We start from the raw sequence: 22,957 nt of genomic DNA, 5'->3' as shown, positions 1-22,957 counted from the left end.
CACGCCCCGGGCGCGCCGGTCCGCTCAGCCCGTCAGCGGGTGGCCCGCCGGTACGCCCAGGCGGCCAGCGTGAGGGAGGCGAGCGCGACGCCCGCGCAGACCGAGAGGTCGCCGGCGACGGCCGTCCAGTCGGGCCGCTCGCCGAACGTCCGGGCGAAGGCCTCCACCCCGTAGGTGGACGGCAGCAGGTCCCGCAGCCACTGCACGAAGGTCGGCAGGTGGTCGACCGGCAGCACCCCGAGCAGCAACGCGGCGGACATCCCGAGCTGACCCAGCAGGGTCGCGATCTCCTGCTTCGGCGCCAGCAGTCCGCAGGCCGCCCCCAGCCCGGCGAGCGCCGCACCGGCCAGCGGGACCACCGCCAGCAGCACCCACAGGTGCGCCGCCGACAGCCCGAACAGCCAGGCGCCGAAGCCTGCCGTGACCAGCGAACCGGGCAGCGTGAACGAGGCGTACGCCCCCGCCGCCCCGAGCACCACGGCGGCCGGCGGCACCGGCAGCGTCGCGTAGTGGTCGAGCCCGCCGGTGGCACGCAGCCGTCCGAAGTACTGGGCGAGCAGGTTGAGCGCGACGAACGCCACCACCAGCACGCTGGAGCCGGCCACCACCGAGCGGGCGGCCGGGCTGTCGCCGGGGTCGACCACGCCGCGCATCATCACCAGGATGCCGATCGACTGGAAGGTCGCCACGAACAGCAGCGGGATCCGGGCCACACGGGCCCGGGCGAGCTGCGCCCGGTACACGGCGGCCATCGCGGGCAGCAGGCCGGCGGCGGGCGCCAGCGGGGCCGGTTCGGCGGCCGCCGGCGCCGCGACCGCGGGGTCGGCGGGTGCGGGGGCTTCGAGCAGGGTCACCCGGTCACGCTCCAGGTCCACGGGGCCACCCATCACTTGACCAGTCCGGTGCCGCGGCCGCCGAGCTTGAGGTACGCGTCCTCCAGGCTCGGGGTGGCCAGCGTGAAGTCGTCCAGCGCCGCGAAGGCCGGGCCGGTGGTGACCGCGGCGACCAGCTCGCGGGCGTCCTCCGGGGTGGTGCGGACGGTCCAGCGGCGCCCGCTGCGCTCGGCGCGCTCGGCCAACCGGGCGACCGCGGGTACCGTGACCGGGGCCTCGGTGCGCCAGACCAGGTCGAGCCGCACGTCGCCGTCCACCAGCGCCTTCAGGCCGCCGGGCGAGTCACAGGCGATCACCCGGCCGTCGTCGATCACCGCGACCCGGTCCAGCACCGTCTCCGCCTCCAGCACGTTGTGGGTGACCAGCACCACCGTGGTGCCGCGCTCGGCCCGGCGGCGCTCCACGGCGGACCACACCGCCCGGCGGGCGACCGGGTCCATGCCGGTGGTCGGCTCGTCCAGCACCAGCAGCGGCCGCTCCCCCACCAGCGCGGCGGCGAAGCAGGCCAGCCGCCGCTGACCGCCGGAGAGCTTGGCGAGCGGGCGGCCGGCGAGCGGCTCCAGGCCGAGTTCGGCCAGGACGGCGACGGACTCCGCGCGGGCTTCGGACCGGCGGAGGCCGCGCAGCCGTCCGGTGGTCTCGGCGGCCAGGGCGACGGTCAGCTCGTCCAGCGCCGTGGACTCCTGGCCCAGGTACGCCAGCAGTCGCGGGGCCCGCTCGGGGTGACGGACCACGTCGTGGCCGAGGATGTCGATGCTGCCGCGGTCGGGGCGCAGCAGGCCGGTGAGCTGGCGGACCAGGGTGGACTTGCCGGCGCCGTTGGGGCCGAGCAGCCCGAAGATCTCGCCGCGGCGCACGGTCAGGTCGATGCCGTCGTTCGCCCGGATCTCGTCGGGCCGGGCGCCCCTGCCCCTGGCCCCGCTCCGGTAGCTCTTGGCCAGGTCGCGGACGGTGCAGCAGGTGCCCTCCGAGTGGCGGCCGGGCCCGCCCACGTCGCCCTGCGACGGGGGCTGCACTGCCTGCCGGTCGGTGTCGCTCACGGTCGAAGACTCTACGCGTTGACGGTGCGGATCCGGACAACGGGGTCAATCCGGCCCGGCGGCGGGTCCGCGGGGCGCCGGCGGCCGTCCCGGGTGCCGGCCCGGCTCAGTCCTGGGCCCGGCGGGGCTCCTGGTGTCCCGGTGTCTGGTGGGGCTCCTGAGCGGCGTGGGCTTCGCCGGTCTGGTGGGGCTCCTGAGCGGCGTGGGCTTCGCCGGTCTGGTGGGGCTCCCGAGCGGCGTGGGCTTCGCCGGTCTGGTGGGCCTCGTCGGCGTTGCGCGCCCCGGGCAGGTCGACCTCCTGCCCCTGCGAGGCCGCCTGCTGGGGGACCCGGGAGGCGAACTCCTTCCAGAAGCCGGCCCGGATGGCGTACCGGTCGTGCTCGTCGATCTGGTCGTCCTTGTGCGCGAGCAGGCCGAACCGGGCGGCGTAGCGCAGCAGCTCGCCGTCGAGCCGGTGCGGGATGCGCGGGTAGTCCGTCCACAGGACGCCCAGGCGGTCCCGGGTGCCCTGCCGGTCGACGGCGCCCATCCGGTCCGCCGCGCAGAGCCGGTCGCTCCAGCGGCGGGCGAAGACCTGTCCGACCTCGTGGGCGTCACCGCCGATCGTGGTGATGTCCTCCTCGCGGTCCGCCCAGCGCTGTTCGGCGCTGGTCAGCTGGGCGAGGGTGGGAAGCCCGTCGGCGGCGGTGGTGGCGACCGGTTCGGCGGACGGGCGGTCCACCCAGCCCCGGTCGGAGGACCAGCGCAGCACCGGGCCGCCCAGCCCGGCCGAGGCGACCGGTGCGGTGGCGCGCACGGCCAGGTCCTTGGGGGTGGGGATCATCCGCAGCGCGGCGGCGGCCGCCGGCCGCGGACGGGCCGGCGGGACGGGGACGGCCGGCTCGGTCGACCCGACCACCATGATCTCGGCGATCTCGGGGGCCGGGGCCGGCGCGGGGAACGGCGAGGGGAAGGCCGGCTGCTCCTTCTGCCGGGCCCAGCGGGTGATCCACTCCCGGTCCAGTACCCGCCGTTCGTCGGCCTCTCCGACCAGGTCCTCGGACTGGTTGAAGTCGCCGTCGGCCGCCTGGAGCGCCCACAGGTGGACGGCCACCCCGTGCTCCTTGGCGGACATCACCCCGGGCAGCAGGTCGCCGTCGCCGGTCACCAGCACCACGTCCGCGCAGGCGTGGTTGCGGGCCAGCTCCGAGAGCTCGGCGTGCATCGCGGCGTCCACGCCCTTCTGCACCCAGCGCCCCTCGGCCCGGGTCAGCGCGCCCAGCCGCACGGTGACCCGGGGCAGCACCCGCAGCCGTCGGTGCTCCGGCAGTGGCCGGCGCTCGGGCGCCGCGTCGAACCAGTAGATCCGCAGCAGCGGCAGACCCGTCTCGGCCTCCGCCCGCTCGCGCAGCGCCGAGATCAGCACGGTGTGGTCCACCGCCACCCGGGAGCGCCCGGGCTCTCCGGCGAGCAGGCTGGCGGCAGCACCCAACAGGTATCCGGCGTCGACCAGAACGACACAGCGGTCCACAGCTCCGCACCTCTTCTCTGGTCGGCCGGGCGGTGTGGGGGAAGTCGCCTGGCGGTCCGTGCGGCTATTGGGCCTTCCTCTACCCCCGGGGACGCCGGGCGAACCACCCGTTCCGCCTCCGGTCCCGCGGCCTCGGCCGCGCGCCTTCGAGCCGCCGAGCCGCCGACTGCGGTGTGGACGGGGAACGCCGACGGCCCGCCACCGCGGTGCGGGGCGGGCCGTCGGCGTCGGACGGGGCGCGGCGGTCAGCCGCGCAGCTCCGCCGCCACCAGCTCGGCGAGCTGGACGGCGTTGAGGGCCGCGCCCTTGCGGAGGTTGTCGTTGGAGAGGAACAGCGACAGGCCGTGCTCGACCGTCTCGTCCGCGCGGATGCGGCCGACGTAGGTCGGGTCCTGGCCGGCGGCCTGGAGGGGGGTGGGGATGTCGGAGAGCTCGACGCCCGGGGCACCGGTGAGCAGCTCGACCGCCCGCTGCGGGCTGATCGGGCGCTCGAAGCGGGCGTTGATCTGGAGCGAGTGGCCGGAGAAGACCGGGACGCGCACGCAGGTGCCGGCGACCTTGAGCCCGGGGATGCCGAGGATCTTGCGGCTCTCGTGGCGGAGCTTCTGCTCCTCGTCGGTCTCGTTGGAGCCGTCCTCGACGACGGAGCCGGCGAGCGGGATCACGTTGAACGCGATCGGGCGCCGGTAGACGTTGGGCGCCGGGTACTCGACGGCGGAGCCGTCGTGGGCGAGGGCGGCCGCGCCGTCGACCACCTTGAGGGCCTGGTCGTGGAGCTCGGCGACGCCGGCCAGGCCGCTGCCGCTGACCGCCTGGTAGGTGGAGACGACGAGCGCGGCGAGCCCGGCCTCCTCGTGCAGCGGGCGCAGCACCGGCATGGCGGCCATCGTGGTGCAGTTGGGGTTGGCGATGATGCCCTTGGGGCGGTCCGCGATCGCGTCCGGGTTGACCTCGGCGACCACCAGCGGGACCTCGGGGTCGCGACGCCAGGCGGAGGAGTTGTCGATCACCACGGCGCCGGCCGCGGCGACCCTGGGGGCGAGGGCCTTGGAGGTGGACCCGCCGGCCGAGAAGATCACGATGTCGAGGCCGCTGTAGTCGGCCGTGGCCGCGTCCTCGATGGTGACCTCGGTGTCCTGCCAGGGCAGCGTGCGCCCCGCCGAACGCGCCGACGCGAACAGCCGCAGCTGCTCCACCGGGAACGCGCGCTCCGCCAGAATGCTGCGGACCACTCCGCCGACCTGGCCGGTCGCTCCTACGATGCCGATCCTCATCCGACTGCTCCTCCTGTTTCGTGCCCGATCAGACTGCGCTTGATCAGATTGCGCCTGATCACCGCCGCACCCCGCCCATCATGCCCTGTCACCGGCGCCGGTCGGCGAGTCGTCCCACGCTGTGGGCCGCACCCGTTCGAGCGCGGCGAGCGCGGCCCCGACGGCCTCCTTGCCCGCGGGCAGCAGCGGCAGCCGCACGTCCGGCGTCGGGATCTGTCCGAGGGCGTGCAGCACGCCCTTGACGACGGTCGGGTTGGGCTCGGTGAACACCGCCGCGGACAGGGCGGCCAGCCGGTGCCCGAGCTCCCGGGCCGTCGCCGCGTCGCCGCTGCGCCAGGCCCGTTCCAGCGCGACGAACCGCTCGGTCGCCAGGTGTGCCGAGGCGAGGATCCCGCCCGCGCCGCCGAGCGCCAGCAACGGTGACACCAGCAGGTCGTCCCCGGCGAGGACGGCGAAGCCAGGCGGCACGTCGGCGAGGAGTTCGACGGTGTCGGTGTCGACGGCGCCGGTGGCGAGCTTCAGCCCGGCCACGCCCGGCAGTTCGCCGATCCGGCGCAGCGTCGCGGCGCCGAGCTGCTGCCCGGTGCGGTACGGGATGTGGTAGACGACCAGCGGCACCGGGCTGTGCTCGGCGAGGTGGGCGAAGTGGGCGATGACGCCGGCCTCGCCGGGCCGGACGAAGGCGGGGACGGTGACCAGGGCCGCGTCGGCCACGCCGTCCAGCGCGGCGAGCGCCCCGGCGGTGGCGGCGGTGTCCGCACTGCCGGCGCCGACGGTGAGGACCGCGCCGCGGGCCCGGCAGACGCCGCCGACCACGGCGGTCACGGAGTGCTTCTCCGCGGCGCTCAGGGTGGCGGGCTCGCCGGTCGTGCCGAGGACGACCAGACCGGCGGCTCCGGCGTCCAGCAGCCGGTGCGCCAGGGCCTCCAGGGCGTCGAGGGCGACCGAGCCGTCCGCCGCGAACGGGGTGACCAGGGGGATGTGGATGCCGTGCAGTTCCATGCCGACGAGCCTGCCCCGCGCCGATCGTGCAGGTCCAGTTCAGGTTTCCGACGCTTCTCGTAAGCTGAGCCGATGCTCGATCTCCGCCGCCTGCGGCTGCTGCGCGAACTGTCCCACCGGGGCACCATCGCGGCCGTCGCCGAGGCCCTCTCGTTCAGCCCTTCGGCCGTCTCCCAGCAGCTCTCGGTGCTGGAACGGGAGGCCGGGGTCGCCCTGCTGGAACGGACCGGGCGCCGGGTGGCGCTCACCCCGGCCGCGCTGAAGCTGGTGCGGCACACCGAGGCCGTCCTGGAGCGGCTGGAACAGGCCGGTGCCGAGCTGGCCGGTGCCCGGCACGGGCCGGCCGGGCCGCTGCGGATCGGCACCTTCCCGTCCGCGGCCCGGGCGATCGTGCCGGGCGCGCTGGCCGTGCTGGCGGGCCGCCATCCGGGGCTGGAGCCGATGGTCACCGAGGTGGACCCGGCCCGGGTCGCGGCCCAGCTGCGGTCCGGCGAGCTGGACGTGGCGCTGGTGCACGAGTACGACCTGGTGCCGGCCGAGCCGGAACCGGGCCTGACCGTCACCGAGGCGGTGTTCACCGAGCCGATGTACCTGGCCGCCCCCACCGCGGGCACCGTCGCGGACTTCAGGCACGCGCCGTGGATCGTGTCGCCGCCGGGCACGCTCTGCCACACCATGGTCGTCCGGGCCTGCCGGGCCGCGGGTTTCGCCCCGCAGATCCGGCACCGGGTGGACGACTTCTCCACGGCGCTCGCACTGGTCGGGGTCGGCCAGGGCGTCGCCCTGGTACCGCAGCTTGGCACCCTGCACGGCAGCGGGACGGCGACCCTCACCCGGCTGCCGATGCACCGCCGCACCCGGGTGGCCTTCCGCGCCGGGGCGGGCGCCCATCCGGCGGTCGCGGCCTTCACCGCGGCTCTGCGCGAGGCCCTGCCGCCGGGGCTGATCAGCTGACCCCACTACGTAGTTGGGGCCCCGCGGCACCGGCCTACCTATCCCCCTACGTAGTCCTTGTCGGGCCGCCGGTGCGACCGCTGTACTCACCACGGGGGCGTCCCGCCACCGGCGGGTTCGCGGTCCGAGGGGACGGCCGGCGGGCCCCGGGCTGTCCACCTGACAGTGCATCCCGAGGCTCGCCGACCGAGACGGGCGGTCAACGGTGACCGCCCCGACACCGGCCTTTCGCCGGACAGGAGGTCAACGTGCTCAGCGGCTCCCGGCGCTCCTGCGCCGCCTATCTCAGATGCGTCCCGTTCGACACCTGGGAGATGCCGGTCCACCGGCACACCATGGAGACCTGGGCCCGCGATCTCGGCCTCGCCGATCCGGTCTGGTTCATCGACAACGGCGAAGCCTCGCACGGGCCGAAACCCCGCCTGCTGGAGCTGCTGAGCGCCGTCGAACGCAACACCTTCAGCGTCGTCCTCGTGCCGGGGCCGTTCGTCTTCCACCTCGACGACACCCGCGCGGCCACCGTCTGCCACCGGCTCTCCGTCCTGGGCGCCTCCGTCCTGCAACTGCCGCAGGAACGCACCGGCCGCCGCCCCGCGCCCGCCCGCCGCGCGCCGGCCGAGGCCGTCCCGGGCCACCCGGCCGTGGTGGACGACCGCCGCACGCCGCTCCACCGCGTACCGGCCGCGCGCGCCCACTACGGTGGAACCGGTTGAGGCCCTGTCCGACCCCTTGCCAGGCCGCGGATCCCGGGAGTCCGGAGTGGACACTGCACGACGCCCGCGGGCCCGCCTCGCCGCTCCCCCGCAGCCGGTGACGGAACCGGCCCCGGAGCAGCCGACGGCCGGCCGCGACGACGAGCTCGCCGCGGCCCTGGCCGGCCTGCACCGGCTGCCCGCCGTGGTGCGGGTGAGCGCCCCGGCCGGGCTCGGCAAGACCCTGCTGGTCGACCGGATCGCCGAACGGCTGCGTGCGGACGGGCTGCGGGTGCTGGCGACCCGGGTGCCGCCCCTGGCCCGGCCGTTCCCGTTCGGGGTCTTCACCGAGCTGCTGAGCGGGACCGGACCGCACCTGCCCGAGCAGCTGGACCCCGTCATCGGCGCGCTGGCCGAACTGATCCCCGAGGCCGCCCGATACCTCCCTCCGGCCCCCGCGGCCACCTCCGACCCGGAGCTGGCCCGGCACCGGGTGTTCCGCGCCGTACGGGCGGCCCTGGCCGCGCTCGGGCCGACCGTCCTGGTCGTCGACGGCCTCCAGTGGGCCGACCCCGACAGCCTGGAGCTGCTGCGCGCGCTCACCCTCGACCCGGTGCCCACCCTCGGCCTGCTGCTCGCCGAGCGCCCCTCCGGCGCCCGCGCCGCCGCCGTGCCGCACCGCCCACCGGGCGTCGCCGGCGCCGAACTGCGGCTCGGGCCGCTGGACGAGGCGCAGGTCCGCCGCCTGTGCGCGGGCCACCCGACCGCGACCGCCGCCGAGTTGCACCGCTGGACCGGCGGCGCGCCGTACCTGCTGGTCCAGGTGCTCGACCGGCTGGACGGGCAGGGCCTGGACCAGGCCCTGCGGCACACCGCCGCCGCCCTCGTCCACCCGGTGGAGACCGGCTCCGACGCCGCCGACGCGCTGGTCCGGGCGTGCGCCGTGGTCGGCCGGCCGGCCGACCAGGACCTGCTGGCGGCCGTCGCCGGACTGGACGGCCGAACCGCCCGCACCGCCCTGCTGGAGGCCCTGGAGACCGGCCGGCTCACCGAGCACCCCGACTGCCGGTACGACCTGCCCGCCCCGCTCCTGCGGGAGGCCGTGCACCGGGCCGTCCCCGGCCCCGAGCGGCGCCGCGCCCACCTGGCCGCCGCCGCGGCGCTCCGGACGGCCGACCCGGTGCCGGCGGCCGAACTCGCCCACCACCTGCGGGCCGCCGGCGACCTGACCGGCTGGCGCGACCAGGCCGGGGCCGCCGCCGACCAGGCCGTGGCCGCCGGCGACAGCGCCACCGCGACCGAGCTGCTGCACCAGCTGCTGGCCGAGCCCTCACTGCCCGCCGGGCACCGTTCCCGGGCGGCCCTCGCGCTGGCCCGGATCTGCGGCAACACCCTCGACCACCAGCAGGTGCTGGCGGTGCTGCGGCGGATCGTCACCACGGCCGACCTGGAACCGGCGACCCGCGGCGAGGTCCGCCTCACGCTGGGCCTGCTGCTGCTCAACCAGGAGGGCGACAGCGAGGCGGGATTTCGCGAACTGGAGCGCTGTGTCACCGAGTTGCGCGAGCGTCCGGACCTCGCGGCGCGCGCCATGGGTGCCCTCGCCGCACCGATCCTGGCCGTCCACGCCACCCAGCAGGCCCGCTGGCTGGACCGGGCCGAGCGGGCCGCCCGGCTCAGCGGCGACCCGGTGGCCCGGACCGGGGTGCTCGCCAGCCGGGTCACCTGGCTGGCCTGCGTCGGCGACCCGACCGCCTGGGAACTGCTCGCCGAACTCCCCCGCACCACCCCGCACCAGGCCGAACTGCGCCAGACCGCAAGGGCGTTGTGCAACGCGGCGAGCGGCGCCGTCGGGTGGGGCCTGAACGAGCAGGCCCGCCGCTACCTGGACGAGGGCCTGGACCTCGCCGAGGCCACCGGCATGGACTTCATGCAGGGCGTCGGCCGGGCCATGACCCTGGTCCTGGACTGGCACACCGCCCGCCTCGACGGGCTGGAGACCCGGGCCCGCGCCCTGCTCTCGGAGATCTCCGAGATGCCCGCGCTGCGCACCGACGCCTCCCTGGTGCTGGCCCATCTGCACGCCCTGCACGGCGAGTTCGACGAGGCCGCGGACGCCCTCGCCCCCCTGCTGTCCGGCGGCCACGGCCCGGACCCGATGCCGTTCTTCGACGCGCACGCGCTGGCCACCCGGCTCGCCCTGGCCGACGGCGGCGCCGAGCAGGCCTGGCGCGCGCTGCTGCCCGTACTGGAGCTGTACCGGACCAAGGCGGTCTGGGCCTGGGGCTGCGAACTCGTGCCCGAGGCCGTGCTCGCCGCGCTGGCCGCCGGTGCCGGCGACGAGGCGCGGCGGCTGGCCGAGGAGTTCACCCGGCAGTGCGCCGACCACCCGGCCCCCGCCGTCGCCGCCGGAGTCGAACTCGCCCTCGGCCACCTGGCCGTGGACCGCGATCCGGCCGCCGCCGCCGACCACTACCAGCGCGCCGCCGCGATCCACGGCCGGATCGGCCGCCGCTACGCCCGCGCCCGGGCCACCGAGCTCGCCGCCCTCGCCCGGCTGGCCGCCGGACAGCGGCCGGCCACCCCCGGGCTGGTGGAGGCCGCCGAGGAGTACGAGCGCCTCGGCGCCGTGGCCGACAGCTCGCGCTGCGCGATGGTGCTCCGGGAGCAGGGCATCGGCGACCCGCGGGCGCACGCCCGGCGCGGCTACGGCGAGGAGCTGACCCCGCGCGAGCTGGAGGTGGCCCGGCTGCTGGCCTCCGGGCGCACCAACCGCGAGATCGCCCAGGTGCTGTTCCTGTCCCCGCGCACCGTCGAGCAGCACGTGGCGAAGGTGCTGCGCAAACTGCGGGTGCCGAGCCGCCGGGAGGTGCGCTCGGCACTCGGGCCGCGCCCCTGAGGACCGCCGCGGTCGGCAGGATTTCGAGGTCCGCTGTCATCTCTGCCACTGGCCCGGGCCGACGGTGGTCGGCGACGCTGGTGGCCATCATGGAGACCACGTCCGAACTCGCCCAGATCAACGTCGCCCGCCTGCTCGCCCCGCTCGACAGCGAGCTGCTCGCCGGCTTCACGGCCGCCCTGGAACCGGTGAACGCCGCCGCCGAGGCCGCCGACGGCTACCGCTGGCGCCTTCAGGACTACGGCGGCGACGCCACCGGGATCCGGGTCTTCGAGGACGACTGGCTGATCGTCAACATGTCCGTCTGGCGCGACCCGCGGTCACTGTCCGCGTACGTCTACGGTCCGGCGCACCGGGAGGTGCTGGGCCGTCGCCGCACGTGGTTCGCCCGGCCCGTCGAGGCGATGACCGCCCTGTGGTGGGTGCCGGCCGGGCACCGGCCGGACGTCGCCGAGGCACAGGCCCGGCTGGTCGCCCTCCGGGAGCACGGACCGACCCCCGAGGCCTTCACACTCCGTCACACTTTCCCCGCCCCCGCAGCCGCGGAGCGCTGACACCGCACCACTACCCTGTCCCCCATGACCCAGTGGACGCAGCAGCAGGACGACGCCCCCGGCCGGTTCGGCCCCGACGCCACCGTGGAGGTGGAGGCCCACCAGGTGGGCGCCGTGCGCACCGAGTACGCGCCCAAGCACGACGGCGACCCGGACCCGGGCGAGATCGTCTGGACCTGGGTGCCGTACGAGGAGCGCGACGGCCGCGGCAAGGACCGACCGGTCCTGGTGGTGGCCCGGGAGACCGGCGGTTCGCTGCTCGCGGTGATGCTCTCCAGCAAGGGCCACGCGCACGACGCCGACTGGGTGCCGATCGGCGCCGGCCCGTGGGACAAGTCCGGCCGGGACTCCTGGGTCGCCCTGGACCGGGTGATGCGGGTGTACGACGGCGGCATGCGGCGCGAGGCCTGCGCACTGGACCGGGCCCGCTTCAACCTGGTGGTCGACAGCCTGAGGCGCCGCTACCGCTGGAGCTGACGGCGGGGGCCGCCGGGCACTGCGCCCGGCGGCCCGTGCGGTGACCCGTCAGACCGCGGTGCTCGCCAGGCAGCTGGGGCCGAGCAGCTGCTTGAGGTCGCCGAACAGCGCCGGGTCGCTCTTCACCCGGTGCCGGTCCAGCCGCAGCACGGTGGTCTGCCGGGTGCCCTCCAGCCGCAGCCGCACCTCGGTGGTGCCGCGGTGGTGGGTGAGCACCTCGCCGAGCCGGGCGACCAGCGGCGGGGTGATCTTGACGCTGGGGATCGAGATGACGATCGGCGCGTCGGCGTGCGCGTTGGAGAGGTCCGGGACGGACAGCTCCATGCCCATCAGGCGCGGCACGTCCTCCCGCTTGTCGAGCTTGCCGCGGACGAACACCACGGCGTCCTCGACCAGTTGGGAGGAGACCAGCTGGTAGCTGGCCGGGAAGAACATGCAGTCGATGGAGCCGGCCAGGTCCTCCACGGTGGCGATCGCCCAGGCGTTGCCCTGCTTGGTCATCTTGCGCTGGAGGCCCGAGATGATGCCGCCGATGGTGACGATGGCGCCGTCCGGCCGCTCGGCGAGGTCGGCGACCGCACAGTCGGCCTTGTCCGACAGCACGTGCTCGATGCCGTGCAGCGGGTGCGAGGAGACGTACAGGCCGAGCATCTCGCGCTCCTGGGTGAGCAGGAAGCCCTTCTCCCACTCCTCCTCGGAGAAGACCACGTCGAGGCCGAAGCTCGGCTCGTCGGAGACCGCGTCGCCGCCGAACAGGTCGAACTGGCCCTCGGCCTCCTTGCGCTTGACCCCGACCACGTTGTCGATCATCGGCTCGAACTGCGCGGTCAGGCCCTTGCGGGTGTGCCCGAGCGAGTCGAAGGCACCGGCCTTGATCAGGGATTCGACGGTCCGCTTGTTGCAGACCACCGACTCGACCTTGTCCAGGAAGTCCGGGAAGGAGGCGTACTTCCCCTTGGCCTTCCGGGTGCGGATCATCGAGTCCACGACCGGGCCGCCGACGTTGCGGATGGCGGTGAGACCGAACCGGACGAGCTCGTTGCCGTGCGGGGTGAAGTCGGCGTCCGACTCGTTCACGTCCGGCGGCAGGACCTGGATGCCCATCTTCCGGCACTCGTTGAGGTAGATCGCGGACTTGTCCTTGTCGTCCTTGACCGAGGTGAGCAGACCGGACATGTACTCGGCCGGGTAGTTGGCCTTGAGGTAGGCCGTCCAGTACGAGACCAGGCCGTAGCCCGCGGTGTGGGCTTTGTTGAACGCGTAGCCGGAGAAGGGCACCAGGACGTCCCACACGGCCTGGATCGCCGCGTCGGAGTAGCCGTGCTCGCGGCAGCCCCGCTGGAAGGGGACGAACTCCGCCTCCAGGATCTCCTTCTTCTTCTTGCCCATGGCACGGCGCAGCAGGTCGGCCTGGCCGAGCGAGTAGCCGGCCAGGATCTGTGCGGCCTTCTGCACCTGCTCCTGGTAGACGATCAGGCCGTAGGTCGGCTTGAGGATCTCCTCCAGGGGCTTCTCCAGCTCCGGGTGGATCGGGGTGATCTCCTGCTGGCCGTTCTTGCGCAGCGCGTAGTTGGTGTGCGAGTTGACGCCCATCGGGCCCGGTCGGTACAGCGCGAGGACGGCGGAGATGTCCTCGAAGTTGTCGGGCTTCATCAGGCGCAGCAGCGAGCGCATCGGGCCGCCGTCGAGCTGGAAGACGCCGAGCGTGTCACCGCGGGCGAGCAGCTCGTAGGTGGGCTTGTCGTCCAGCGGCAGATCGAGCAGCTCGATCTTGACGCCCTTGTTCTTCTCGATCGCCTTGACGGCGTCGTCCATGATCGTGAGGTTGCGCAGTCCGAGGAAGTCCATCTTGAGAAGGCCGAGGCCCTCGCAGGTGGGGTAGTCGAACTGGGTGATGGTGACGCCGTCGGTGTGCCGGGTCCACACCGGGATGTGGTCGGTCAGCGGTTCGGCGGACATGATGACGCCGGCCGCGTGCACGCCCGGCTGGCGGATCAGGCCCTCGATGCCGCGGGCGGTGTCGATCACCTTGCGGACGTCCGGGTCGCTCTCGTACAGGCCGCGGATCTCACCGGCCTCGCCGTAGCGCGGGTGCGAGGAGTCGGTGATGCCGGAGAGCGGGATGCCCTTGCCCATGACGTCCGGCGGCATCGCCTTGGTGATCCGGTCGCCCATCGCGTACGGGTAGCCGAGGACGCGCGAGGAGTCCTTGATCGCGGCCTTGGCCTTGATGGTGCCGTACGTGACGATCATGGCGACCTTGTCGGAGCCCCACTTCTCCGTCACGTAGCGGATCACGTCGCCGCGCCGGCGCTCGTCGAAGTCGATGTCGACGTCGGGCATGGAGATGCGCTCGGGGTTGAGGAAGCGCTCGAAGATCAGGCCGTGCGGGATGGGGTCGAGGTCGGTGATGCCCATGGCGTACGCGACCAGCGAGCCGGCCGCCGAGCCTCGGCCGGGGCCGACCGCGATGCCCTGGCTCTTGGCCCACATGATGAAGTCGGCGACCACGAGGAAGTACGCCGGGAAACCCATCTGGATGATGGTGTCCATCTCGTACTCGGCGAGCTTCTTGTGCTCGTCGTCGTAGCCGTCCGGGAAGCGCCAGTCCATCCCCTCCCAGACCTTGGCCTTGAAGAAGTCGGCCTCGGTCTCGTACCCCTCCGGGATCGGGAAGCGCGGCATCAGGTTCTTGAACTCGAACATGCCGGCGGTGTCGACCCGCTGGGCGACCAGCAGCTGGCTGTTGCGGCAGCCCTCCTGCCAGGCGTCCGAGGAGTCGAGCGCGTACATCTCGGCGGCCGACTTGATGTAGTAGCCGGTGCCGTCGAACCGGAAGCGGTCCGGGTCGGAGAGGTTCTTGCCGGTCTGCACGCAGAGCAGCAGGTCGTGCGCGCCCGCGTCGCCCTCGGTGGTGTAGTGCGAGTCGTTGGTGACCACCGGCGGGATGGCGAGCTTCCGGCTGATCTCGATCAGCCCGTCGCGGACCCGCTTCTCGATGTCGAGGCCGTGGTCCATCAGCTCCAGGAAGTAGTTCTCCCTGCCGAAGATGTCCTGGTAGTCCGAGGCCGACTTGATCGCCTCGTCGAACTGGCCGAGCCGCAGCCGGGTCTGCACCTCGCCGGAGGGACAGCCGGTGGTGGCCATCAGGCCGGCCGCGTGCTCGGCGATGATCTCCTTGTCCATCCGGGGCCACTTGACCAGCCAGCCCTCGGCGTAGGAGCGCGAGGTCAGCTTGAAGAGGTTGTGCAGGCCCTGCCTGTCCCGGGCCCAGATCGTCTTGTGGGTGTACGCGCCGGAGGCCGAGACGTCGTCCCGCTTCTGGTGCGGCTGGCCCCACAGGATGCGCTTGGTGTTGGAACGGGACTCGGGCGCCACGTACGCCTCGATGCCGATCACCGGCGTGATGCCGGCGGCGGTGGCCTGCTTGTGGAACTCGGCGGCGCCGTACATGTTGCCGTGGTCGGTCATCGCGACGTGGGTCTGGCCCAGCCGCTCGACCTCCTTGAATAGCTGCTTCAGCCGGGCGGCGCCGTCCAGCATCGAGTACTCGGTGTGGACGTGCAGGTGCGCGTACGGCTGGTCGCTCAAGGCGGGGCCTCCCGGGTCTGCGGGTGTTCTGGCTGGTCACGGCAGGTGCGCGGAAACACTTCAGGCCCGGCCGCATCGCGGCTCGGGCCAGGTCTCACGCGTTCACCCGCCCTACTCTAGCCCCCGGTACCGTCGATCCCGGAACCATCGCGGTCACCGTTTCGTCGGTCCGCAGGTAGGCCCCGAATTCCCCCCGAGCACCACCGAAGGACGTCCTGAACATGCCCGAGCACCAGAACGCCGCCGACCGCGAGGCCGACCGCGCCGAGACCGTCCTGGCGGTCTTCGAGACCGCCTTCGGCGACCTGCTCGCCCAGGACCCGGCCGCCTTCCGGGTGAAGTTCCGCAAGATGGCGGCCTCCGCCTTCGCCTTCTACCGGGGGACCGCCGGACTGTTCTACGCGGACCTCACCACCGGCCCGTTCGAGGCCCACGGCGCCCGCTTCCTGGACGACCGGACCAGCCGGGTGTGGATCCACGGCGACCTGCACGCGGAGAACTTCGGCACCTACCTGAACGCCGAGGGGCGGCTGGTCTTCAACGTCAACGACTTCGACGAGGCCTACGTCGGCGCGTTCACCTGGGACGTCCAGCGCCTCGCCGCCAGCCTGGCCCTGATCGGCTACGCCAAGGCGCTGTCCGATGCGACCATCACCGAGCTGGTGCGGGCCTTCGCGGGCGCCTACCGCAGCCAGATCTCGGCGCTGGTGGACGGGTCCGGCGAGGGCGACGCGTACACCCTGGACACCGCCACCGGCCCGATCCTGGACACCCTGCGGCGGGCCCGGCTGCAGACCCGGGTCGAACTGCTCGACCAGGAGACGGTGATCGAGGACTACGACCGCCGCTTCCGCACGGGCAACGGCGCGATCGAGCTGGAGCCGGAGGTCCGGGCCGAGGTGCTGGCCGCCTTCGAGGCGTACCTGGGCACCCTGCCGCCGGCCTCCCGCACCCGGCCGGACGCGCTGCGGGTCAAGGACGTGGTCGGCCGCCGGGGCATCGGGATCGGCAGTGCCGGGCTGCCCTCGTACAACCTGCTGCTGGAGGGGCACACCGACGCCCTGGAGAACGACGTGATCATCTACATGAAGCAGGGCCAGACCCCCGCGGTCTCGCGGCACGTCACGGACCCGGAGATCCGCGACTACTTCCGGCACGAGGGCCACCGCACGGTGATCTCCCAGCGGGCCCTCCAGGCGCACAGCGACCCCTGGCTCGGCCACACCACCCTGCACGGCCGCGGCCAGCTGGTCGCCGAGGTCTCCCCCTACGCGGCCGACCTGGACTGGACCGACCTCAACGAGCCGGCCGACCTGCTCGCCGTGGTCGAGTACCTCGGGCGGGCCACGGCCACCATGCACGCCGCCGCCGACGAGTCCTCCAGCGGGCACAGCCTGGTGCCGTTCTCCACCGAGCACGCCATCGACGCCGCCGTCGGCCGGGACGAGAGTGGCTTTGTCGACATGCTGGTGGACTTCGCGCACGCCTACGGCGACCGCGCCCGCAGCGACCACCAGATCTTCGTCGACCTGTTCCGCAACGGGCGGATCCCCGGCCTCTGACACCGGCGGTACGCGCGGGCGCCGGAGGCGTTCCACCCCCGGCACCCGCGCGTCGCTCCGATCGCCCTCGGGCTGCCGCTCCCCCGGTTCCCCCGGTCAGCCGTCCAGCTCGGCGAGGAAGGCCTCCGCCACCCGCCAGGTCCGCTCGGCGGCCTCGGCGTCGTGGTCCGCCAGGTCGGGGTCGGTGTAGAGGTGCCCCGCGCCGCGGTAGCGGTGGATCTCGACGTCCGCCCCGGCCCGGGTCATCTGCAGGTACCAGGCGTTCAGCCAGTCCTCGGTCTCGAACGGGTCCGGCTCCGCCACGTGCAACTGCACCGGGATCTCCGTCGCCGCGTCCTCCCGCAGGTCGGAGGTGCCGTGCAGGAGCAGCAGGCCACGCGCCTGCTCGTCCGCCAGCGCCAGGTTCTGCGCCAGCGACCCGCCGAGCGAGAACCCCGCGTACACCAGGCCCGGCCCACCGGCGCCGATCAGCGGCGCGGCGGCCGCCACGGCCCGGCGCAGCAGCTCGTCGCCGCCGACCTCCTCCTTGTACGCCATGCCCGCCTCGACGTCCTCGAAGGTCTTCCCCTCGAACAGGTCCGGCGTGTCGACCGTGTGCCCGGCGGCCCGCAGCCGTTCGGCGGCGGCGTGCACGGCGGGGCGCAGCCCGTAGACGGAGTGCAGCAGGAGGATGGTGGCCACGGGGTCGGTCCTAACGGTTCGCGGGGCGGGGGCTCACCTTCCATGATCCCCCATCCCGGTCCTCACTCGTAGGCGGTGGCGGCGTCCAGGGCCCGGGCGAAGAAGGTCCAGTCGCCCTGCTCGGGCATCTCCTGGGCGAAGTTCCGGTACCAGCCCGGGGAGTCCTCCACCCAGGAGGCCAGCGCCTCCAGGAACCGGTCGAGCGTGCGGTTCTCCCATTCCTCTCCGTTCTGCAGGAATTCCTCGCGGAGATTACGCACGAATGCGGCGAATGCGGCGCGGTCGGGCATGTGGTCGTCGAGCTGCGGAAGTGACATGCATCGGACCCTACCGGATTCCCCCGGTCGCGGAACGGGCGGTACCGGCCCGGGAATTCACCCGGCAGGGCCGGTCACGGAAAAGGCCCGCCGCCCCGGGAATCGTTCGGGGCGGCGAGCCTTTCCTTTACGCGTGACGGGTCCGGCCTATTCGGCCGACGGCTTCACCACGAATGCGCGGGTGGGGCGGTCAGGGAATGACCGGCGGCCTCGGCATCGGCCTCGGGACGATCCGGGCCGCTCCGGCCCGGCCGACGGCTCCCAGCTCGGCCTCCTCCATCTCGACGGCCCCGAGGGCCATACCGGCCTTGGGGTTGCGCCAGGTCCCGCCATTGGTGTTCTTGATCAGGATCGAGGTCCCGTCGCCGGTCGTGGTGAACTTCTTCTTGATCTCCCTGGCGATGGCCGGGTCGTTCCGGTCGACCAGCACGTACGGGATCTGTTCGACCTTGGCCATCTGGAAGGACAGCAGGCGCCGGTGGTCGAGGGTCCAGAGCCCGTCGTCGAGCTGGACGATGCGGATGGTCGGCAGGTCCTCCACCGCGAGTTCGCCGGTCTGCAGCGACCGCGCCGTCTCGAAGACGCTGTACCCGTCCCCCGAGGCCCTGCTGACACTGCTCTGCATGAACTTGAGGGCGAACGGGCTGATGACGCCGGCGATGCCGGCGGTGGCCGCCTTCTCCATGTGGCACTCGCCCCAGAAGCAGCCCCAGGTGTCCTTCTCCTTGTCGATCTCCTTGTCCATCGCCGAGTGCATGTCGGAGACGGTCTTGGCGAACTCCTTGGTGCACAGCGCAGGCGCCGACTGGCAGACCTGGTCCCAGGTGCTGACCTCGGTGCCGAGCTCGGCGAGCTCGGGGCTGATCCCGTAGGGCAGGAACCCGTAGCCGGCGTCGAAGTGCTTGTCGACGGTGGTCTTGGCGGCCTTCTCGTAGGCGTCCTTCAGCGCCGCGACGTTGCTGACCGAGGAGTCGAAGGCGAAGTGCGGGGTGATGAGCACGACCCCTTCGTCCCCGTCGTCGTCCCCGTCGCCGTCGCCGGAGGGCTGGCCACCACCCGAACCGCCGCCGGACGTGGGGTTCTGGCCGTATCCGTCGCAGATGTCGCGCGGGCACTGCCCGCTCGGGTCGCTGTGGGTGGCGGGGTTGTCGGCGGCGTAGCTGTAGCCGCCCATCTGGTTGGGGTCGCCGGATTCGAAGACCGGGTCGACGGACAGGAAGCGGCCGAGGACCGGGTCGTAGCTGCGTGCCCCGAGCAGGTCGACGCCTGCGGTACGGTCCGCGGGCTGACCGAGGAACCCGTGGTTGTCCGCCCAGGAACCGGGGCCGGTGCCGCGGGCGTTGCCGTACGGGTCGAAGGCGCGGCGGGTGACGGCCAGGGTCTTGGCGTCGACCTGGAGCTGGGCCGTGCCCTGGAGGCCGGTGGGCTGGTAACTCATGCCGGCCGCGCTGGAGCGGACGATCACCGTGCCGTCCGGCGCGCGGTAGTGGCGGAGCCCGCTGACGGTCCTGGCGGCATTGTCGAGGCTGATCTGCTCCGCGCCGGAGAACAGGTAGAGGACGGTGGTGTCGGGGCCGCGCTGGACGAGCAGCGCGCCGTCGGCGTCGTAGAGGTAGCCGGTCTGCCGGCCGTCGGTGACGGTGGTCGCGGTGCGGCCCTCGTCGTCGTAGTCGACGGTCTGGTGGGCGGTCGCGGCTCCCGTGGTGGTGCGGTCGATCGCGTTGCCCGCCGGGTCGTAGCCCAGCGCGAGAGTGCTGGTGCCGGTGGTCGGATTGGCGGTGGTGACCACGCCGGCGGCGTTCGGACGGGCGGCGACGGCCGTGCCGGCGCCCGGGTAACTGCTGGTCTGGGTGGTGTTCCTGGCCGCGTTGCCGGTGACGTCGTGCTGGACCTGCTGGGTGCGGTCACCGAGCAGGTTGTACTGCCAGTCCAGCCAGTAGGGGGCCGGTCCGCCGACGGTGGCCGGGCCCGGCCGCGCACTGGTGCACCTGGCCACCTGCCCGGTCGTCGCGGCCGTGACCCCCTTGGTGTCGGTCCAGGCCGTGATCAGGCGGCCCTTGGTGTCGTACTGGAAGCACTGGGTGTCGGTGACCCGGTCGGTGCCACCGGACGACTGGGTGTCGGAGACCGCGGTCACGTTGCCGGCCTGGTCGTAGCCGTAGGTGACGTCGGAGATCGGGTTGGCGGTGTTGGTCTGCAGGGTGACCCGGTTGGTGGCCGGCCGGCCGGTCGCCTGGTCGTAGGTCTGCGCGGTCCGCAGCTGCTTGGCCGCCGGCCCGACGGTGGTCTGCAGCACCTGGCCGAGCGGGCTGTAGTTGGTGGTGTCGACGTACGGGGTGGTCGGCGTGCCCATGCTGGACAACCGCCCTGGAGGTTGTACCCGTAGCCCACGGTCTCGGCCGGCAGCCCCGCGTCGGCGCCGTAGGACGTGCTGGCCAGCAGGCCGACGTTGGTGGTGCGGCCGGTCCTGGCGGTGTACGTCCCGGCCAGCTTGCCCTCCACGGCGGGGATCACCGTGGTCGTGCCGGTCGGCTGGTAGGTGGCGTCGTAGCCGTCGGTCCTCGTGACGTACGCGCTGCCGGCCTTTCCGCCGACGTAGCGCGTGGAGGAGTCGGGCAGGCCCTTCCGGTGGTGGAGGTGCCGCTGTCCGGGTCCGTCGTGCTGACCAACTGGCCGCGCAGGTCGTAGGTGTAGGACCAGGTGTTCCCGGTGTTGTCCTTGACGCTCGCCGTCTGGCCGGCCGGCGTGTAGGTGTAGCCGGTGGTGATGTCGGCGCTCGCGGCCCGGCCGGCGGTGCCGGCGGACCACACCTTGGTGTTGGCCGCGTCGTAGAGCGCGAGGTCGGCGTCGCCCTGGACCTTCAGGTAGCCACCGGGGTGGCCGCCCGCGCCGGCGGACCACAGCTGGGTGGTGCCGTCGGCGTCCAGGACCACCAGATCGCCGTCGGCCTTGACGGCGGCGGAGGCGCCTGGGTGTCCCGAGGTGCCGGAGGACCACAGGCTCTGACCACCGGTCAGGGCGGTCAGTACCAGGTTGCCGTCCGCCTGCATGGACAGCCGCACGCTCCGGGACAGCAGCGAGGTGCCGGAGGCGATGGCGCCGACGCCGAGCTTGCGGTCCGCCGTGGTGTCGCGCGGCACGGTCGAGGTGGTGCGGCCGAGTGCGTCGGTGTAGGTGGTCCTGGCTGGACCGGTCGGCCCTTGTCGTCGAAGACCGTCGCGGTCTTCGTGGTGCGCCAGGTGGCGTTGTCGGACATCAGGGCGATCGCCCGGGAGGAGGTCGACAGGGACCGGCCGGCGCTGAGGTCTGGCAGCGTGGACAGCTTCGCCGGCGCCGGGTCCTGCGAGGTCCAGGCCGTGCGCGGAGTGCCGACGGTGACCGCGTGCACCGGCTCGTCCGCCAGGGTCCTGCTGACCACGCTGCCGCCGGCCTGGGTGTAGAGCGCGCTCTCCTGCACCGCACCGGACAGCCAGGGGCCGTCGAGGATCGATTCGCCGAGCGAGTTCGTCAGCCTGACGCTGCGCCTGGTGCCGTCCGCCTTGTAGTCGCCGTCCATCCCCTGCAGGTAGGAGGCGGTGCTCTGGGAGATCGGGTCCGGTGCGGCACCCGAGGTGGTGGTGATCGTCCGGAACCCGCGGAAGTCGTTCCAGGTGCGGTACCGGTCGTCGGTCAGCTCGGAGTCGTCGCGGTGCCAGGCCGCGCCGCCGCTGTAGGTGTACGCGACGACCTGGGCCGGCGAGCCGGCCTTGGTGCGGTCGCTGGACGTCACCTGGGCGACGAGGGTCCTGTTGGTCAGGGCGTCCACGGTGGTCCCGGGGGCGTGGTTCAGGCCGAGGTACGAGGCGGTGCCGTCGGTCGTGGTGACCTTGAAGTACTCGCCCTGCCACAGGCCGTTGCTCGCACCGGTCAGCCGCTCGACCTTCGTCCCGTCGTCGGACTGCAGGTGGTAGACGCCGTCGGCGTCGCGCACCAGGGTGCCCGAGTGGGAGCCGAGGGAGAGGGTGGCGTTCCACCCCGCCCAGCACTCGTCGGCGGAGTCCTTGATCCCGGAGTCGCCACAGGACTTGTAGGACCGCTCGATGTATCCCGGGCTGTACGCCCAGCCGTCGCCGATCCACGAGGACTGCGAGTTACGGGCCGAGGTCTCGCCGTCGACCGCCTGGGAGTCGTACGACAGTCCGACCGACGGGGCGGCGCCACCCAGCGACGGCGGGACGGCCACCGGGTAGTCGTACGTGAAGGCACCGGAACTGGAGGCCGTCCAGGAACCCGAGGACGACAGTGCGGTCGCGGTGTAGTCGCCCTGCGAGCCACCTGTCCCGGCGACCGCGGCCACCACCGTGCCCGACCCGCCGGCGGCGCCCGCCGCCGGTGCGGCCAGCACGGACCTGCCCGTGGGCGCGGTACCGGTCAGCCGGACCTCACCGGAGATCGAGTGCGACAGCGGGTCGTTGGTGAACCCGATCGGCCTGCGCACCCGACAGGCGGCCACCTGCGGGGTGGTCAACGCGCAGGCCGGCATCGCGACGAGCCGCAGGCGGGAGGCCCAACCCCCGCCGTAGGCCTGCTCGATGGAGCTGTAGTCGAGGGACACCGACACCCCGCCGGGGCCCGACCCGGCGTCCGTCCGCTTCAGGCCGACCAGCAGGCCGTCCACGTCGGCGGCGCCGGCCTGGTTCCGGTCGGCCACCTGCACGTCGACCGAATCGACCGGAACGCTCACCAACGGCGGGGCGGCCGAGCGCCCGGCCGGTGCGGAACCGGTGGCCCGGGAGACCTTGACCGGCGTGGACCCGGCCGTCGCCCGCGGACCGGGCCGAGGCCCCGCCCGCGAGGTCGACCCGGACGGTACCGGCCTTCGGCCACGAGGCGGCGACCACGTGCGGCCTCAGTTCGTGCGAACCGGCGGGCACCCGCGTCACCAGCCTGTCCCCGCGCCCGCCGGCTGGCTTGCCCGGCACCTTCGGCTGGGCCTGCAGCGGATCGGCGGCCCAGCTGTGGTCGACGTCCCGGTAGGGGCCGACGATCACCTCGGCGGCCTCGGCCACGGGGGCCGTCAGGGAGAACGCGGTGGCCACGGCCACCGCGAGCGTCGCCCGTCTCCCCCATGTCCGACCTCGGGCACCCTGGTATCTCCCCGTCCTCACAGGCACGTTGAACCCCCACCGCTCGAAAGCGTCAACGGAGAGCAGGGCGTGACACAGCACCCCCCGGCCATGACAGCGAGAACCGTATGGTCACGTGCCATCCGCAGCAATGGCCGACCGAGGCGATTCCATGTTCTTTACCCGTTCATGGGATTCACGGACAGGTTCGACACCGGATGAACGTCAACAAATGCGTCCCAAATCCAGCACATGACGGAGCGACAGTTCGGCGTGACGTAAATCACACCTAACTCCGGCGCTGTTCGCCGCCCGATCGCGAGATGACCGCCCCGGGCGGGGAAAAGTACCGCCGTGGGCGTCGGACACGAACAGCCCGCACCGGCGGTCGGGCCGTTCACTCCGC

17 protein-coding genes are annotated in these 22,957 nt (G+C 73.3%); 6 read left to right on the top strand and 11 right to left on the bottom strand.

The genetic code is table 11. The features are described 5' to 3' along the window. Positions 1-32: 32 nt before the first annotated feature. From ACIOFR_RS02790 to ACIOFR_RS02770, 5 genes are all read right to left on the bottom strand, one after another. On the bottom strand, positions 33-887 hold the full coding sequence (locus tag ACIOFR_RS02790; protein WP_400991846.1) for an ABC transporter permease: 855 nt from the start codon (positions 885-887) through the stop codon (positions 33-35). Further along, positions 887-1,885, bottom strand: a complete 999-nt coding sequence (locus ACIOFR_RS02785) for an ABC transporter ATP-binding protein (protein WP_400992134.1) — start codon at positions 1,883-1,885, stop codon at positions 887-889. The genes ACIOFR_RS02790 and ACIOFR_RS02785 overlap by 1 nt, the downstream gene beginning before the upstream one ends. Before the next feature lie 154 nt (positions 1,886-2,039). Next, on the bottom strand, positions 2,040-3,443 hold the full coding sequence (locus tag ACIOFR_RS02780) for an NYN domain-containing protein (protein ID WP_400991845.1): 1,404 nt from the start codon (positions 3,441-3,443) through the stop codon (positions 2,040-2,042). Between the two features lie 245 nt (positions 3,444-3,688). After that, complete coding sequence (locus ACIOFR_RS02775; protein WP_400991844.1) at positions 3,689-4,717, bottom strand: aspartate-semialdehyde dehydrogenase; 1,029 nt, start codon at positions 4,715-4,717, stop codon at positions 3,689-3,691. Between the two features lie 78 nt (positions 4,718-4,795). After that, positions 4,796-5,719, bottom strand: coding sequence for a dihydrodipicolinate synthase family protein (locus ACIOFR_RS02770; RefSeq protein WP_400991842.1), 924 nt, complete (start codon positions 5,717-5,719; stop codon positions 4,796-4,798). Between the two features lie 72 nt (positions 5,720-5,791). Here ACIOFR_RS02770 and ACIOFR_RS02765 point away from each other — a divergent pair, with 72 nt between their 5' ends. The 5 genes from ACIOFR_RS02765 to ACIOFR_RS02745 all read left to right on the top strand — a co-directional run bounded on the left by ACIOFR_RS02765 (position 5,792) and on the right by ACIOFR_RS02745 (position 11,295). Beyond that, positions 5,792-6,673, top strand: coding sequence for a LysR family transcriptional regulator (locus ACIOFR_RS02765; protein ID WP_400991841.1), 882 nt, complete (start codon positions 5,792-5,794; stop codon positions 6,671-6,673). Positions 6,674-6,921: 248 nt separating this feature from the next. Then, positions 6,922-7,386, top strand: a complete 465-nt coding sequence (locus ACIOFR_RS02760; RefSeq protein ID WP_400991839.1) for a hypothetical protein — start codon at positions 6,922-6,924, stop codon at positions 7,384-7,386. Between the two features lie 46 nt (positions 7,387-7,432). Then, positions 7,433-10,264 (top strand): LuxR C-terminal-related transcriptional regulator, encoded by a 2,832-nt coding sequence (locus ACIOFR_RS02755; RefSeq protein ID WP_400991837.1) that lies wholly within the window; start codon positions 7,433-7,435, stop codon positions 10,262-10,264. Between the two features lie 89 nt (positions 10,265-10,353). After that, complete coding sequence (locus ACIOFR_RS02750; RefSeq protein ID WP_400991836.1) at positions 10,354-10,818, top strand: DUF3291 domain-containing protein; 465 nt, start codon at positions 10,354-10,356, stop codon at positions 10,816-10,818. 24 nt (positions 10,819-10,842) lie between these two features. Further along, positions 10,843-11,295 carry a type II toxin-antitoxin system PemK/MazF family toxin gene (locus tag ACIOFR_RS02745; protein WP_400991834.1) on the top strand — a complete coding sequence of 151 codons (453 nt, stop codon included), beginning with the start codon at positions 10,843-10,845 and terminating at the stop codon, positions 11,293-11,295. A gap of 48 nt (positions 11,296-11,343) precedes the next feature. Here the strand turns inward: ACIOFR_RS02745 and dnaE are convergent, their stop codons facing one another. Then, positions 11,344-14,886 carry a DNA polymerase III subunit alpha gene (gene dnaE / locus ACIOFR_RS02740; protein WP_400991833.1) on the bottom strand — a complete coding sequence of 1,181 codons (3,543 nt, stop codon included), beginning with the start codon at positions 14,884-14,886 and terminating at the stop codon, positions 11,344-11,346. Positions 14,887-15,107: 221 nt separating this feature from the next. Between dnaE and ACIOFR_RS02735 the strand changes: the two genes are divergently transcribed. Further along, positions 15,108-16,448, top strand: a complete 1,341-nt coding sequence (locus ACIOFR_RS02735) for a DUF2252 domain-containing protein (protein ID WP_400991832.1) — start codon at positions 15,108-15,110, stop codon at positions 16,446-16,448. 96 nt (positions 16,449-16,544) lie between these two features. Here ACIOFR_RS02735 and ACIOFR_RS02730 read toward each other — a convergent pair whose 3' ends face one another. The 5 genes from ACIOFR_RS02730 to ACIOFR_RS02710 form a co-directional block, all read right to left on the bottom strand. After that, complete coding sequence (locus ACIOFR_RS02730; protein ID WP_400991831.1) at positions 16,545-17,129, bottom strand: dienelactone hydrolase family protein; 585 nt, start codon at positions 17,127-17,129, stop codon at positions 16,545-16,547. A 62-nt stretch (positions 17,130-17,191) separates the two neighbouring features. Further along, positions 17,192-17,446: a hypothetical protein gene (locus tag ACIOFR_RS02725; protein WP_400991830.1), complete on the bottom strand. Its 255-nt coding sequence runs from the start codon at positions 17,444-17,446 to the stop codon at positions 17,192-17,194. Between the two features lie 190 nt (positions 17,447-17,636). Further along, positions 17,637-19,799, bottom strand: coding sequence for an RHS repeat-associated core domain-containing protein (locus ACIOFR_RS02720; RefSeq protein ID WP_400991829.1), 2,163 nt, complete (start codon positions 19,797-19,799; stop codon positions 17,637-17,639). Positions 19,800-19,956: 157 nt separating this feature from the next. Further along, positions 19,957-20,586, bottom strand: a complete 630-nt coding sequence (locus ACIOFR_RS02715) for a hypothetical protein (protein WP_400991828.1) — start codon at positions 20,584-20,586, stop codon at positions 19,957-19,959. Next, positions 20,469-22,136 (bottom strand): hypothetical protein, encoded by a 1,668-nt coding sequence (locus ACIOFR_RS02710; RefSeq protein WP_400991827.1) that lies wholly within the window; start codon positions 22,134-22,136, stop codon positions 20,469-20,471. The genes ACIOFR_RS02715 and ACIOFR_RS02710 overlap by 118 nt, the downstream gene beginning before the upstream one ends. Positions 22,137-22,957 lie beyond the last annotated feature (821 nt).

The organism is Kitasatospora sp. NPDC088346 (genome assembly GCF_044740765.1).
Lineage (GTDB): Bacteria > Actinomycetota > Actinomycetes > Streptomycetales > Streptomycetaceae > Kitasatospora.
This window is presented reverse-complemented; position numbering and strand designations above follow the sequence as displayed.